This is a genomic window from Ignavibacteria bacterium (assembly GCA_036262055.1).
Taxonomy (GTDB): Bacteria; Bacteroidota; Ignavibacteria; order Tepidaquicellales; family Tepidaquicellaceae; genus DATAJP01.
This window is the reverse complement of sequence record DATAJP010000002.1, coordinates 466045-479777: the sequence shown is the minus strand read 5'-3', so window position 1 is coordinate 479777 and position 13733 is coordinate 466045. Positions and strand designations below refer to the sequence as shown.

General features: G+C 36.4%; 16 protein-coding genes. 8 read left to right on the top strand and 8 right to left on the bottom strand.

Translation table 11 applies throughout. The features are described from left to right. Nucleotides 1–26: 26 nt before the first annotated feature. From VHP32_03930 to VHP32_03915, 4 genes are all read right to left on the bottom strand, one after another. On the bottom strand, nt 27–668 hold the full coding sequence (locus VHP32_03930) for a VTT domain-containing protein (protein HEX2787030.1): 642 nt from the start codon (nt 666–668) through the stop codon (nt 27–29). A gap of 78 nt (nt 669–746) precedes the next feature. Next, nucleotides 747–1049, bottom strand: coding sequence for a YciI family protein (locus VHP32_03925; GenBank protein ID HEX2787029.1), 303 nt, complete (start codon nt 1047–1049; stop codon nt 747–749). A 76-nt stretch (nt 1050–1125) separates the two neighbouring features. Next, on the bottom strand, nt 1126–1539 hold the full coding sequence (locus VHP32_03920) for a VOC family protein (GenBank protein HEX2787028.1): 414 nt from the start codon (nt 1537–1539) through the stop codon (nt 1126–1128). A 53-nt stretch (nt 1540–1592) separates the two neighbouring features. Further along, on the bottom strand, nt 1593–2003 hold the full coding sequence (locus VHP32_03915; protein HEX2787027.1) for an AraC family transcriptional regulator: 411 nt from the start codon (nt 2001–2003) through the stop codon (nt 1593–1595). Nucleotides 2004–2088: 85 nt separating this feature from the next. Here VHP32_03915 and egtD point away from each other — a divergent pair, with 85 nt between their 5' ends. From egtD to VHP32_03895, 4 genes are read left to right on the top strand one after another with little or no spacing between them, the layout of a single operon-like run. After that, the gene (gene egtD, locus VHP32_03910) at nt 2089–3111 is read left to right on the top strand and encodes an L-histidine N(alpha)-methyltransferase (GenBank protein ID HEX2787026.1); all 1023 of its coding nucleotides are present in this window, start codon (nt 2089–2091) and stop codon (nt 3109–3111) included. Nucleotides 3112–3155: 44 nt separating this feature from the next. Further along, the gene (locus tag VHP32_03905; GenBank protein HEX2787025.1) at nt 3156–4688 is read left to right on the top strand and encodes a PQQ-binding-like beta-propeller repeat protein; all 1533 of its coding nucleotides are present in this window, start codon (nt 3156–3158) and stop codon (nt 4686–4688) included. 8 nt (nt 4689–4696) lie between these two features. Then, on the top strand, nt 4697–5152 hold the full coding sequence (locus VHP32_03900) for a DUF1569 domain-containing protein (GenBank protein HEX2787024.1): 456 nt from the start codon (nt 4697–4699) through the stop codon (nt 5150–5152). Next, the gene (locus VHP32_03895) at nt 5149–5868 is read left to right on the top strand and encodes a 2-phosphosulfolactate phosphatase (protein ID HEX2787023.1); all 720 of its coding nucleotides are present in this window, start codon (nt 5149–5151) and stop codon (nt 5866–5868) included. Before VHP32_03900 ends, VHP32_03895 begins: the two co-directional genes overlap by 4 nt. 60 nt (nt 5869–5928) lie before the next feature. Here VHP32_03895 and VHP32_03890 read toward each other — a convergent pair whose 3' ends face one another. Further along, nucleotides 5929–7752, bottom strand: a complete 1824-nt coding sequence (locus VHP32_03890; GenBank protein ID HEX2787022.1) for a T9SS type A sorting domain-containing protein — start codon at nt 7750–7752, stop codon at nt 5929–5931. A gap of 96 nt (nt 7753–7848) precedes the next feature. Continuing rightward, a complete protein-coding gene (gene egtB, locus VHP32_03885; protein HEX2787021.1) occupies nt 7849–9225 on the bottom strand; it encodes an ergothioneine biosynthesis protein EgtB in 1377 nt (458 codons plus the stop codon). 65 nt (nt 9226–9290) lie between these two features. Between egtB and VHP32_03880 the strand changes: the two genes are divergently transcribed. From VHP32_03880 to VHP32_03870, 3 genes are all read left to right on the top strand, one after another. Continuing rightward, nucleotides 9291–9947, top strand: a complete 657-nt coding sequence (locus tag VHP32_03880) for an ATP-binding cassette domain-containing protein (GenBank protein ID HEX2787020.1) — start codon at nt 9291–9293, stop codon at nt 9945–9947. 88 nt (nt 9948–10035) lie between these two features. Further along, nucleotides 10036–10443, top strand: a complete 408-nt coding sequence (locus tag VHP32_03875) for an ester cyclase (protein HEX2787019.1) — start codon at nt 10036–10038, stop codon at nt 10441–10443. Between the two features lie 49 nt (nt 10444–10492). Then, nucleotides 10493–11974: a glycine betaine ABC transporter substrate-binding protein gene (locus tag VHP32_03870; GenBank protein HEX2787018.1), complete on the top strand. Its 1482-nt coding sequence runs from the start codon at nt 10493–10495 to the stop codon at nt 11972–11974. Between the two features lie 3 nt (nt 11975–11977). On the opposite strand, the gene VHP32_03865 is transcribed toward VHP32_03870, so the two are convergent. Next, entirely contained in the window at nt 11978–12325 is a 348-nt protein-coding gene (locus VHP32_03865) for a hypothetical protein (GenBank protein HEX2787017.1), read from the bottom strand. A gap of 3 nt (nt 12326–12328) precedes the next feature. Further along, complete coding sequence (locus tag VHP32_03860; GenBank protein ID HEX2787016.1) at nt 12329–12946, bottom strand: FMN-binding negative transcriptional regulator; 618 nt, start codon at nt 12944–12946, stop codon at nt 12329–12331. Between the two features lie 234 nt (nt 12947–13180). Here VHP32_03860 and VHP32_03855 point away from each other — a divergent pair, with 234 nt between their 5' ends. Further along, nucleotides 13181–13696 (top strand): hypothetical protein, encoded by a 516-nt coding sequence (locus VHP32_03855; GenBank protein ID HEX2787015.1) that lies wholly within the window; start codon nt 13181–13183, stop codon nt 13694–13696. Nucleotides 13697–13733: the final 37 nt, after the last annotated feature.

Genomic DNA, 13733 nt, shown 5'->3' with positions numbered 1-13733 from the left:
TTAACGGAAAACTCTTTATAAAAGTTTTACTTCTCCGCTGTCTGCTGAGCCTTCATTTCTTTTCTGTGTTTCAGATATCCCGTAATAACAGGGATAGTTGAAATAATAATAACCCCGATTATCACATACTCAAAATTCTTTTTAATGAAGGGAATGTTTCCGAAGAAATATCCGAGTAATGTCATTGAAACAACCCAGAGTATCCCGCCGAAAATGTTATATGACAAAAACTTTTTGTATTCCATCTTTCCGACACCTGCCACAATTGGTGCAAACGTTCTTGCAAACGGAACGAAGCGCGCATAAATTATTGTTTTGCCGCCGTGCTTTTCATAAAACTCCTGCGCTTTTATCAGGTGCTCTTTTGCAAAAAATTTCGACTTCTCCCGTTTAAAAATTTTTGGTCCTGTTTTTCTTCCGAACCAGTAGCCGACAGTATCGCCGATTATTGCTGCAAGAATTAAAGTAACGTTCATCACGAAAATATCGAGATAACCCTGAGAAGCGAGAAGTCCGGCAGTAATTAAAAGCGAATCACCCGGCAAGAAAAATCCGATTAATAATCCGGTTTCAGCAAATACAATGATGATTAAAACGAGAAGTCCGCCCCATTTTATGAGTCCCTCCAAGTCTCTTAAATTCTTGAAAAAATCGATAATTACGTCCATCTATGCGTTTTTATATGAATAACGAAAATAACTTATTTAGTTTTGAAATGATACGGTGATATTTTTCTTTGGAGGATTTTAAAACTCGAAGTCTTTATTAAATAACGAAAGTCTGTAAGGATGAACTTCTCCTTTCATAACGCCTTTTTTAAAAGCAGGATCATTTTCTAAAAACCGCTGAGCTTCTTCGAGATTTTCAGCTTTAAAGATTGAGATGCCAAAGGCAGCATCCTCACAGGGTCCCGCAAGTAAAAGTTTTCCTTCGTCAAAAAATTTTTTCAAATATTCAAAATGCTCTCCGATAATCTTAAAATCTTCTTCCGTTCCCGTTTCCATGAAGTTTTCTTTCACGGGTGTTATTTTTTTAACAAAGATTGGCATATGTCTAAATTTAATTAAAAAGGAGATTGAAAATACTCAATCTCCTTTCGTAATACGAGTAAAATTTAAAAAAGATTTACTTCATTTCTTTTGGTTCGACCACGCTAAACCAGTTACCAAACGGGTCCTGCATTACCATTTCGGTTCCGTAAAATTGCTCTTTTGGCTCACCCTTGAATTTTACTCCTTTGGCTTTTAGTTCCTCATAGGTTGCTTTGCAGTTGTTCGTAACAAACGCTCCCGGTCCGAAAACGCCGTCCCCGGAAAGCTGCTTTATTTTTTCCGCATTTTCTTTGCTTATGAAAGAATTATCAACAGGCAAAAGAATCAATTCGATATCCTGTCCTTTTGGAGAAACCGTAAGCCATCTGAAATTATTTTCCATCGGAAAATCATGTTTTAATTCGAATCCAAGTGTGTTGACATAAAAATCTTTTGCTGCATCCTGGTCGGTAACGTAAATTGTTGAATGTGAAAGTTTTGTTATCATATTTTTTATTTAAGATTTGTAAATACAAATTACAAATCTTCATTTAATTAAACTTATTCAAAATTGCTATTTTGTGCAAACATTCCCATAAAGCAACTGGGGATTACTATAAGCGGCTCTCGCTTAATGGCAAAGTTTATTTGAAAAATTTTTTGTTTATAATCTCTCGGACTTTGTCCTGTATAATTTTTGAATAACCTGCTGAAAGACGGGATACTTTCAAAACCAAGCTGAAAACACACGTCTGTTACGGGATAATCTTTTTTCAGCAATTCTTTTGCTTTATCTATTTTCTTTTCAAGTAAATATTGATGGGGAGTTTTGTTATATATTGTCTTAAATAATCTAACGTAATGGAATTTGGAAATACACGCTTCGCGCGAAATCTCATCTAAGCCGAGAGGTTTTTCGTGGTTATCGTCAATAAAGATTTTTGAGTAAGCTATCTTTTTATAAATACTCATTTAAATCCACTAAATTTGCAACTAACGTATATTCCATAATGTTAGTTTTATTTATACATATTAATAACTAACTTAACGAAATTAAATGAACAAAAATCCCGAAATTTTGAGTGTCATAAAGCTAAATTCAGCCGGAGGCGAAGCTGATTTTGAAAATGATGTTATAAAAGGATTGACCTCGCATCCCAAATCCATTTCTGCAAAATACTTCTATGACCATGAGGGTTCATTGTTATTTGAAGATATTTGCAAGACACAGGATTATTACCCCACACGCACCGAAGAAAAAATTTTACAGGACAATATCGAGGATATTTTTAATAAAACAAAAAATGTAAAATGTATTGTAGAGCTTGGAAGCGGAACGTCGGTTAAGACAAAAACTATTTTAAAATATTTTGCAACACACCCCGTCAACTTCGTTGACACCCCTCTCGAGAGGGGATTTAGCAAACTTGAATATTTTCCGATTGACGTATCCGATATTCTGGAAACTACAGTTGAGAAATTAAAAACTGAATTCCCATCGATAAACATCACGGGAATTATGAGCGAGTATGAGGAAGGAATCGAAAAAGTTAATGAATTAAACAACAAACCTAAGCTTATAATTTTTCTCGGTTCAAGCATTGGAAATTTTACTCCGGCCGAAGCAACAAATCTGCTGAAAGTTATTACTGCTAACATGACTGATGATGATTTTTTTCTTATCGGATTTGATATGATAAAAGATAGGCAAATACTGCACAAGGCATATAACGACAGCGATTGCGTGACGGAAGCATTTAATTTAAATTTGCTGAAGAGAATCAACGGGGAGCTTGGAGCAGAATTTAATTTAAATAACTTTTCTCACCATGCTTTTTTCAATGAACAGGAATCCCGTATCGAAATGCACCTTGTTTCGAAAAACTTGCAGTATGTGAAGTTTAGGAAACAGAATAAGGAGATTTTCTTCGATGAAGGAGAAAGCATTCACACAGAAAACTCCTATAAATTTTCGAATGAAATGGTTTTGGATATAACAACTTCAGCGGGACTGCAAAAATTGACCGAATGGAAAGATGAAAATAAGTATTTTTCATTGTGGTTATTTAAAAAGAGTTAAACTAAATTTATTTTATAAATTTTAATAAAATTAAAATCCCGCCTATGAAAAAGTTAATTTTATTGTTTTTATTTATGTTTTTATTTATTGCAAATTATTCGTTTGCACAGTTTACAGATCCGGTATGGACTACGGTTGGCGGCAACAGTAAACGGAATGGTTTGACTGATGCCGGATATTTATTTGGTCCGCTCTCTAAAAGCTATGCAGCAGATAACAGTATTTGGGGAATGCAGATTTTTTCGTATGGCAGTAAATTTGTTACCTCGCGTTATGTCTCACTTTCACCCCTAAAAGCTGTTGTTAATGCATTTTCCTATGCAAGTGTGCCGAATTCTGGTCCTATCTGGCGGTTTGAAAAAACCGGAGCCGTGTATATAGTTATGGGTTTCAATGACGATAAAGTTTATGTTCGTGATTTTCAGCAGAATGGAAATGACTCCATTTTTGCTTTAAATGCAGAAAATGGAAATGTTATCTGGCGATCAAATCATACGGTAGAAAGAGGAATAATCTGGACAGCTGCATTTACATCAAACGGTGATTTGATTCTGCCCGGTTCAGGAACAAAAAAAATTATGCGGATTAACCATATGACCGGAGACAGCGTGTGGACAAATGATCGGATTATTCCTAATACAGGAGCAGAATGTTTATGCGTGAATGGCAACACAGTTTATGCTTTTCAGGGAGGATTGACAACACCAAAAACTTTAATTGCTATTGATGCAAACACAGGACAGACAAAATATTCTTCACCGGAACTTCCGGGTGATGGCGATCAGGAAATTCCATTCAGTATATCAGCAAACGGAATTATTTATATTATTAGAGACGGTGGATTAATGTATTCGTTGATAGATGATGGAACTTCATTAAGCATAAGATGGTCTAGACCGGTTTTACATCCTGTGGGAACATATTCACAAATTGGTATTTCATACGACAGTTCTGTTTATATACCGTACGGAAGAAAAATATATCGTTTGAGTTATGTAAACGGCACTGCTCTTGACTCATCAATTGAGATTGCATCATCAGGAACTATTAATCCAAGGTTTTTGATTGGTGCTGTAGGAGAATTATATGTTGGTAACGGTGCTTCCGTTCCTTCCGAAGGAAGATATTATAGATTTAATGCAAATCTGCAATCAATTTCGGTTAATCTTCCATTTCCTTATAATTATTATTCAGGTCCTGCTTTTGGAAATACGAATTTAGTACCAACAATTTTGATGACAGGAAGCGGAACACAAATTTATACGCGATATTCTGTTATAAGCAGTATGAATCCTATTTCTTCCATTGCACCGAATAATTTTAACCTTTATCAAAATTTTCCTAACCCATTTAATCCGGAAACATTGATTAAGTTTGATATTGCAAGTGCTCAGTTTGTTCAATTAAAAATTTATGACGCAATGGGAAAGGAAACCGAGACTTTAGTGAATGGTCAATTGAATTCAGGGACATATCAGGTTAAATGGAATGCGTCAAAATATTCGAGCGGAATTTATTACAGCAAGCTTATTGCAGGAAATTTTATCTCAACAAAAAAAATGATGTACATAAAATAAAATCTCTTATGAAAAGTTTATATAATTCAGCTGATAACCAGGAAGTTATTGACCGCATAAATAAATTATCTCCGGAATCAAAAGCTCAATGGGGTAAAATGAATGTTTCACAAATGCTTGCACATGCAGACATAACCATGAAAAGCGCTCTTGGTGAAATTAAAGGTAAGAGAACCTTGATGGGTAAATTATTTGGAAATATGGTTAAGAAGAAAATAACTTCTGATGACACTCCTTTTAAACAGGGATTACCGACGGATAAGGCATTTGTAATGACAGGAAATGAAAAAAATTTTGAAGCCGAAAAGAAAAACCTGATTGCCTCAGTTGAAAAAATCGGGCGGGTCGGAGCAAATGGAGTTTCTAAAGATCCGCACCCGTTCTTCGGAGAAATGACCCCACAGCAGTGGGATGTTTTAATATGGAAACATCTTGACCACCATTTAAGGCAATTCGGAGTGTGAATCAGTCTGTATACGATATTAAACTTGAGTGGGGATTAAATGGAATAGAAACACTTGCGCCTTTTTCTGATATAATAATAATTATCGATGTTCTTTCTTTTTCGACCTGTGTTGATATTGCAACATCAAACGGAGCGATTGTTTTCCCATATAAATATAAAGATGAATCAGCAAAAGAGTTTGCACAATTGATTAATGCGGAATTAGCTTCTCTCAGACGAAATCAAAACTCTTTTTCTCTTTCACCCGAATCACTAATAAGCATTTCCAAAGGAACAAAATTAGTTTTACCCTCACCTAATGGTTCGACTTTAAGCTTATCTGCAAAAAAGATTCCCGTTGTCTGCGGATGCCTGCGAAACGCAAAGGCAATTGCCGAATATGCAATGACAATAGGGAAAAAGATTTCATTAATTCCTGCAGGTGAGCAATGGCAAGAACATAAAAATGACGGAGCAATCAGGTTTGCGTTTGAAGACTTTATTGGCGCAGGAGTTATCATAAGCTATCTGAAAGGTACGTTATCGCCCGAAAGCAAATCAGCTTTATCGGTTTTTCAAAGTTTTTCAAGCAATATTTTCGAAGAAATAAAAAATTGTATTTCAGGAAGAGAGCTTGTTGAAAAAGGTTTTGAAAAAGATGTAGAACTTGCGTGCGAATTGAATGTGAGCAGCAATGTTCCTGTTTTGAAAAATAATTTTTATGTTAGCGCATAATAAAAAACCCGGTAATTTCTTGCCGGGTTTTCATTTAAACCATAAATTTTATAATACCTGTTACTTCATCAAAACCATTTTCTTTGTGATTTTTGTATCACCTGAAGTGAGAGTATAAAAATACGTTCCGCTTGCGAAGTTTGATGCGTTAAATCTTGCCGTGTAATATCCCGCAGTCATATTTCCGCTTATCAAAGTTGCAACTTCTTTTCCTGAAACATCATAAAGCTTTAAAGTTACAAATCCTGAAACAGGAATTTCGTAATTAATACTTGTTACAGGATTAAAGGGGTTCGGATAATTCTGTGAAAGCCTAAACTGTGATGGCGCAACAGGGTCATTTGTGATGCCGACCAATGCAACTTCGTCTGCGCCTCTTGATGGAAATAAAGCATTTCTTATTGTTCCGTCAATGTCCGTTAATATTCCCGGAACGGGTATTCCGCGAAGCGAATTATCCGTAAGCGATGCACCTGCAAGATGCAGGTCGGTATCGGATACAAACGTTACGTTTCTGAATCTTGTATTCACTTCATTTGGAAGAGTTGCAGCGCGGTATACTGTTGAATCGGTATATGTAATACCTTCCCAGACAGCCATCGATGAATTTGCTCCGGCATTGGAATAATAAACATTATAGTCAACACCTGTAATTCCGGTCATTCCTGTAAGCGCAGAACCTGTATGCGTACCCGTTCCAACTCCTCCGGTTCTGTTGTTAATAATGATATTATTTTTTTGATTATAAATAAGCTGTCCTGTTGCGGTTTTTATGATTCCCGCAGAAAGAACAGTATTTGTTCCGCCGCCCGTATGCGTTCCGCCTAATTTCATCGAATTGTAATTAACATTGCAGGTATAATCATTTGTTCCCGTAAATAAAATTCCATAAACAGTAACTGCATTGTTGAAATTATCGGTGAGTGAAATAAAATTATTATAAATGTTTATTGTAGAGCCGGCACCCGGTGCAACTGATGTATAAATTCCTCTTATTGTTAATCCTGTCGAAGTCGATGTTGATTTTACATCATAAATTTTATTGTTCTTGATTGTTACGGTATAAGCCGCAGAAACAGCGAGCGAGATTCCGGAAGGATTGGTTACATTATATCCGGTTGTATAAATCGAACAGGAGTCAATTATCATATTGTTTGAGTTTGCCTGCATCCACACGCCGGCAAATCCCCAATTTTTTATTTCGCACGAACGAATTATGTTGCTGTCATTGTTAATTGCGGCGGTCCCGTTACTTCCGACTCCGGTTCTGCCTCCGTCAATAATGCAGTTTGTTATCAGATTGTTTGAGTTTCCATGGGGGTCACCCGGTGAAACTCCAAAGCTTACCACTCTCGGACCGGCAGTGTTTTGAGTTGCATTGGTAAGTGTGCAGTAACGAATAACACATTGATTTGCACTGTTAATTAAGTTAACAGTATTGGAGCTTGTGCCGGTGGAGATTGTGTTGGAAATCGTAAGCCCATTTGCTGTTCCGGCTCCGCCCGGTCTTCCGTCAATGACAACGTAATCTGCTCCGTCTATTGCAATAACGGCGTTATTGTTTATGCTGGTTGAAATAACCTCGTTATTGTTGCCTGCAGCAGGTCTGAGAAATATTGTATTTGTAGGACCGCTTCCGATGCGTGAAGTCATACTTATGGGAAATACTTCAGTCGAGCCGTCATAGTTTGACTGGATTTCAATGAAATATGACTGTGTAATTGTTGCGGGGATTGCATTGTAAGCTTCCTGTATGTTTGAGTGCGAGCTTATAAGACCTCCCACACCGTTACGAAGCTGAACAGAGTTTGCCTGCGCTAAGCACATTGAAGAGGTAAGAAAAATAAATGAGGAAATTACAAGAAATTTGAAAACAAATTGCATAGAGTTAAGACCCCCCTTTATGGTTTTTGATTAATGGGTATAATAGGTAAAAATAAAACATAAGCTAAAAATTTCAAAGGGAAATAAAACGTATTTTTACTCATCCTTCACGCATCTGAATCCTGAGATTAGCCAGCGTTCGTGAGTTTTGAAGAAGTTTCTGTAAGTGTTTTTTGTTGATAAGTAATGTGTTCCGAATGAACCTCCGCGCAAGACTTTCTGATTGCTGAACCATTTGTCGTTGTATTCAGCGAAGCCGGATTTAAAGCCGGGGTAAGCCATGAACTCCGATGAAGTCCATTCCCATGTATCGCCAATCATTCCGTAACATCCGTAATATGATTTTCCTTTTTCAAAAAAGTTGACGTTGACGGGTTTCCAGATGTTAAATCCAAGCAGGTTGGTTTTGCTTTCATCAGGGTCGTCGTTTCCCCACGGGAATAAATTATTTTCGCCTGTGTCTTCGTTGAACGATGCGGCTTTTTCCCATTCTGCTTCAGTCGGCAGGCGCTTGCCTGCCCATTTTGCAAAGGCATCGGCTTCGAAGTAGCTTATGTGAGTAACGGGTTCGTTTAGAATGTCATCGATGAAAACTTTTCCTCTGAAATCATATTTAAACCACTTGCCGTTATCATCTTTTGCCCAGTAAAGCGGAGCGAAAATTTCGTTATCGTTTTTCCAATACCATCCGTCGGAAAGCCAGTAATGAAAATCCTCATAACCTTTTGCATTTATGAACTCGAGATAATGTCCGTTGGTGACAGGATATTTATCGATTGAATATTTATTTATGAAAACTTTATGCGCAGGCATTTCAATGTCGTAAGCAAAGCGGTCGGGAAACTTTTTGTTATCGAAACCGAGCATGAACATTCCTTCGGGAATTTTTATCATTTCTTGTTTTACGATGTGACCGTTTTTATGAGGAAGCTCAATCATGTTCACGGGTTTGTAATCATCGGCAAGCAAATGTTGTAAATCATATACGATTAATTCCTGATGCTGCCATTCGTGATTATAGCCGATGAGAAAATTTTTAATCATTTCATCTGTAAGCTGAGTACGTTCATCTTCAAAGAATTTTATTACCTGATTATTTATGAACTCTGCGTACTCGAAAGTTTCTTTTACTGTCGGGCGTGAGATTGTTCCGCGTTTTGCTTTGTTGAAAAGCTTTCCGTAAGTGAGATAATATGAATTAAAATAAAATGCCAAGTCTTTGTGAAAAGGTTTGAAGTCAGGATAATAAGATTTTAAGAGCTGTTCATAAAACCAGGTTGTGTGTCCGACGTGCCAACGGGGCGGACTCATAAATGCATCGGTCTGCACAACGTAGTCTTCGATTTCGAGCGGTTCGAGAATTTCAAAGGTCATTTTTCGCACGCTCAGAAAAGAATCGAGAAGCTCTTTCTTTTTTCCTGAAATTGCAGAATTGTTTTCCCCCAACTTTGATTTTAAAGTTGTAATTTCCATATAAATACAGCGAGTTAAATGTTTATTATTAATATATTGTTTTTGATAAAATAATAAAACCATTAATGTTTCCTATTCGTTTCCAAAATGTTTCGCAGTTTTTTGGAGAGCAAAAAATTCTCGATGACATAAATCTCGACATCGAAAAGAATAAAATTACTGTCATTATCGGCAAAACGGGAGCGGGAAAATCAACGCTTTTGAAGATGGTTAACGGGCTTGTGAAGCCGTCGGGGGGGAAGGTTTTTGTTTTTGAAAATGAGATTGATTATAACAATCTGCCGGAGCTTAGATTAAAAATAGGGTATTCGGTGCAGGGAACGGGGTTATTTCCGCACATGACTGCTTACGAAAATATTTCTTTGCTTGGCAGAATAAATAATTGGGATAAAAACAAAATTGATGAACGGGTAAATGAATTGATTAAGCTTGTTCACTTTGGCGAGCATTTGTTACAGAAGCATCCTTATCAATTATCGGGAGGCGAACAGCAAAGAGCGGGAATTGTAAGAGCAATGTTTTTGAATCCAAAAATTTATTTGCTCGATGAAGCATTTTCATCGCTCGACCCTGAAACGCGAACCGATATTCATAAAGAGATTTTGCATATTCAGCAGACGGAACCGCGAACGATTCTGCTTGTAACTCACGACATGCACGAAGCAAAAACATTGGGAGATAAGATTTTAAGAATTGAAAAACATTCTGTCATTCCAGCGTAGGCAGGGGGAACCCTTTGGGTCATCCATTTGAAGCTGTACCAAAAACTTTATTTAACCAAAAAACGTTGTTATATAAAAATATAACATCATGGACTTAGAAGAAAACAAAAAGATTGTTCAGGAATTTTACCACACTATTATCAACGAAAAGAAAATTGATTTCATCGGGCAATATTTAACCGATGATTTTGTTCATAACGGCGAACAGCGCGGAATCAAAGGACAAAAGGAAGCAGTGCAGATGTTCATTGCGGCGTTTCCTGATTTGCAGAATACTATTGAAGTTTCTCTTGCTGAGGAAGATTTGGTAGCGGTGCATGAAACATGGAAAGGAACTCACGAAGGCGAGTTTATGGGAGTACCTGCTACGAAGACACCGGTTAACTGGCAGTCAACAGCGATTTTGAAAATCCGCGGCGGTAAAATCTGTGAAGCGTGGGATGTTAACGATTTTCTTTCGCTGTTTCAGGAAATAGGAAAATATCCTCAGGAATAAATTTTCAGAAGTCATTCCCGCGCAGGCGGGAATCCCAGTCTATTTAATAATGAAGTATAAATTTTATTTAATACTTATTATCCCATTAATTTTTTCTTTCACTTTTTTCAAGAAAGAAAAAATTACTGTCGGTACGAAGCATTTCAATGAGGGATATATATTAAGTGAAATTCTCTCGCAGCTTCTTGAGAGCAATGGATATGAAGTCGAGAGGAAATTTAATCTTGGCGGGACATTGATTTGCTATGAAGCTTTAAAGAACAACGAGATACAGGTTTATCCTGAATATACCGGCACAATAAAGGAAGAAATTTTAAAAGTTGATGGTAATATTCCAACCGACAGTATCCGGAAGCTTGCGCAGTCGAATCTAAACTTAACATTCTCACAGCCGTACGGATTTAACAATACTTATGCGTTGACGATGAAGAAGTCGTTAGCGGATAGGTTGAATATTAAAACAATTTCAGATTTACGAAATCATCCTCAGTTAAAACTTGGTTTGAGTTACGAATTTATAAAACGTCAGGACGGGTGGGATAATCTTGCGAAAGAATATGCACTTCCTCAAAAGCCCGTCGGTATTGAGCATGGGCTTGCATACGGAGCGCTTGAAGAGGAGAAGATTGATTTGACGGATGCGTATTCAACGGACGGGGAGATTACGAAATATGATTTAGTGATTCTTAAAGATGATAAGAATTTTTTCCCTGATTACTCGGCGGTTTCGTTTTACAGACCTGAGCTTGATGAGAATACAAAAAATATTTTAAATAGTTTATCGGGAAAAATCGATGAACATCAAATGCAGGAAATGAATGCGGCGGTGCTGTATCAAAACAAAACTTTTGCTGAAGTCGCAAATGATTTTTTGAAAAAGGAAAATTTGATTCATCAGGAAACTGAATTTAAACAGACGCATATATTAAGTGACATACTTTCAAAAACTTTGGTGCATATTAAAATCAGTGCGATTGCAATATTTATTGCGATATTGATTTCTGTTCCGCTGGGAATTTTGATTTATCTGCAAAAAAAATTGACGCGGCCTGTGTTATATATGACGGGGATTTTGCAGACGATTCCATCAATTGCATTGTTTGCACTGATGATTCCGCTGTTCGGAATCGGGGTTCTGCCTGCAATTGTTGCGCTTGTGCTTTACGCGCTGCTGCCGATTACGAGGAATACTGTTACGGGATTGCTTTCCGTTGACCCGCTATTGAAAACAGTTTCTGACGGGCTGGGATTGACGACAACACAGAAACTGAAATACGTCGAGTTTCCTTTGTCGCTTCCATCTATACTTGCGGGAATAAAAACTTCTGCAGTAATTATTGTCGGCCTGACAACCATTGCGGCGTTCATTGGCGCGGGAGGATTGGGAGAGTTTATTGTTACGGGGCTTGCGCTGAACAATACGGAACTGATTTTAATGGGAGCAATTCCTTCCGCGATTCTGGCAATACTCACAGAGCTTTTCTTTGAAATGATAGAAAGGTTAACCACACCGCAATTCCAGCGAAAATAAAAATTAATCTCTGTAGTTATCAAGATGAAGTCTTATCATCGAAGCTTTCAGCACGGGATATATGAGTATTGAAATGATTACAATAAAAATCAGCCCGCTGAAAAGCGCATACACACCTGCAAATATTTTCGAAGAATTATCAGTTAATGCGTTAATTTCACCCATTCCCCCCATAATCATACTTGAGTTAAGAAAGGCATCTACCCAATCAAACCCGCAGATATAACGATAACCAAGCATTCCGACGACCAGATGAAATGCTATTAATATCGTTGCTAAAATAAAAAACCTTATTGTGTGATTAATAACATGCTTTGTCTGAGCCTTATTTTTATTGTTAGTATTATTCATAATTTATGTATTATTATTTTTCATTAGCTCTGAAATTTTTACTTTCAGAGAATCGTTTGAAGAAGATAAACTATTTATTATGTTCTCACGTTCTTCAGGCAATCTGTTCTGGCTAAGCTTGCTTTTTGCATCGATTGATTTTACTTCGATTTCAAAAGCAACAATACCGTTCAGCAAACCGTTACGATATTTATCAGAAAGCTCATTCCATTTATGCATAAAATCGGATTCAAATTCATTTATGGTTTCTTCAATGAGAGCCAATCGTTCTTCGTAACTTTCGAGAAGCTTAGGTGTGCCGTAAACATGAACAGCCATATAGTTCCAGGTCGGAACAGATTCCTGCTTTATATAATTTGTCGGTGAGATATAAGCATGCGGCTCGGAAAAAATTGCGAGAACTTCTTTTGAATCTGTAAAGCTCTTCCATTGCGGATTTGCTTTCGCAATATGAGTTTTAATCGTTAACTTGTTTTCCTTTTCGGTGATAATAAAAGGAATATGAGTTGCAATTACTTTTTCGTTTTCGTCAGTTGACACAAGAAGTCCAAAATTAAATTCTTTTATGAACGAAACTATTTTTTTATAATCGGTCTCTTTAAAATGCGCAGGGATATACATCGTGTTATTATATTATATTACTCAAAATTATTAAATAAATTGGTTCATAAAACTGCAAATTTTGTTCAATTTGTTTAAATTTGCCATTTAATATTATTTTGCAACGTTTTTATTTTGTTTTATGTTGATAGTATTGAGTGAAAATTATTATTTTTACTCAATTGTTTTTGAGGCATTTCGAGGAATAACTGCAGGACTACATTAAACTTTTTTAACAAAATAAAAATTAACAAAATGAAAACCTTAATAGTATTTTGTTCGTTATTTTTATTTAGTTTTAATTTGTATGCCGGTGACATCAATAAAGTATGGGATAAAAATGAAATCAACAGAATAGCTGATGATTTTATTTTTAACAGCCTGAAAATCAACAATCCTATTATTGCCGATGAAAACAATGACGGTATTTTTGATATTCTTAATATCGAAGAAAGCGGTGAAATAAGAGGATACATAAATTCAGGAACGAATGAAGCGCCTGTTTTTGATAAGTCTCAATATAAGACTTTTCAGACCGAGTTAAGCTCGATTGTTAAATCAATGCCGATGCCTGTATTCTTTGCAGACAATGACGGAGATAAAGACGTCGATATGTTTGCCATAAACGATGTTAAGTATAATTCTGAAACGAAACAGTTTGACAAGCAAATATTGGAGCTTGAGAATACGATGGACTTAGACCATTATACTCTCATAACTATTGCACTTGTTTTGATTATTGTAATTCTGATTATTGCGATTGCTAAATAAATTTAACTGAATTTTAGAAGGCAGTTTGGAAACGAAC

Coding starts and splice junctions, on each gene's coding strand:
- VHP32_03930 (HEX2787030.1), bottom strand. CDS start 668: ATGGACGTAATTATCGATTTTTTCAAGAATTTAAGAGACTTGGAGGGA.
- VHP32_03925 (HEX2787029.1), bottom strand. CDS start 1,049: ATGCCAATCTTTGTTAAAAAAATAACACCCGTGAAAGAAAACTTCATG.
- VHP32_03920 (HEX2787028.1), bottom strand. CDS start 1,539: ATGATAACAAAACTTTCACATTCAACAATTTACGTTACCGACCAGGAT.
- VHP32_03915 (HEX2787027.1), bottom strand. CDS start 2,003: ATGAGTATTTATAAAAAGATAGCTTACTCAAAAATCTTTATTGACGAT.
- egtD (HEX2787026.1), top strand. CDS start 2,089: ATGAACAAAAATCCCGAAATTTTGAGTGTCATAAAGCTAAATTCAGCC.
- VHP32_03905 (HEX2787025.1), top strand. CDS start 3,156: ATGAAAAAGTTAATTTTATTGTTTTTATTTATGTTTTTATTTATTGCA.
- VHP32_03900 (HEX2787024.1), top strand. CDS start 4,697: ATGAAAAGTTTATATAATTCAGCTGATAACCAGGAAGTTATTGACCGC.
- VHP32_03890 (HEX2787022.1), bottom strand. CDS start 7,752: ATGCAATTTGTTTTCAAATTTCTTGTAATTTCCTCATTTATTTTTCTT.
- egtB (HEX2787021.1), bottom strand. CDS start 9,225: ATGGAAATTACAACTTTAAAATCAAAGTTGGGGGAAAACAATTCTGCA.
- VHP32_03880 (HEX2787020.1), top strand. CDS start 9,291: ATGTTTCCTATTCGTTTCCAAAATGTTTCGCAGTTTTTTGGAGAGCAA.
- VHP32_03875 (HEX2787019.1), top strand. CDS start 10,036: ATGGACTTAGAAGAAAACAAAAAGATTGTTCAGGAATTTTACCACACT.
- VHP32_03870 (HEX2787018.1), top strand. CDS start 10,493: ATGAAGTATAAATTTTATTTAATACTTATTATCCCATTAATTTTTTCT.
- VHP32_03865 (HEX2787017.1), bottom strand. CDS start 12,325: ATGAATAATACTAACAATAAAAATAAGGCTCAGACAAAGCATGTTATT.
- VHP32_03860 (HEX2787016.1), bottom strand. CDS start 12,946: ATGTATATCCCTGCGCATTTTAAAGAGACCGATTATAAAAAAATAGTT.
- VHP32_03855 (HEX2787015.1), top strand. CDS start 13,181: ATGAAAACCTTAATAGTATTTTGTTCGTTATTTTTATTTAGTTTTAAT.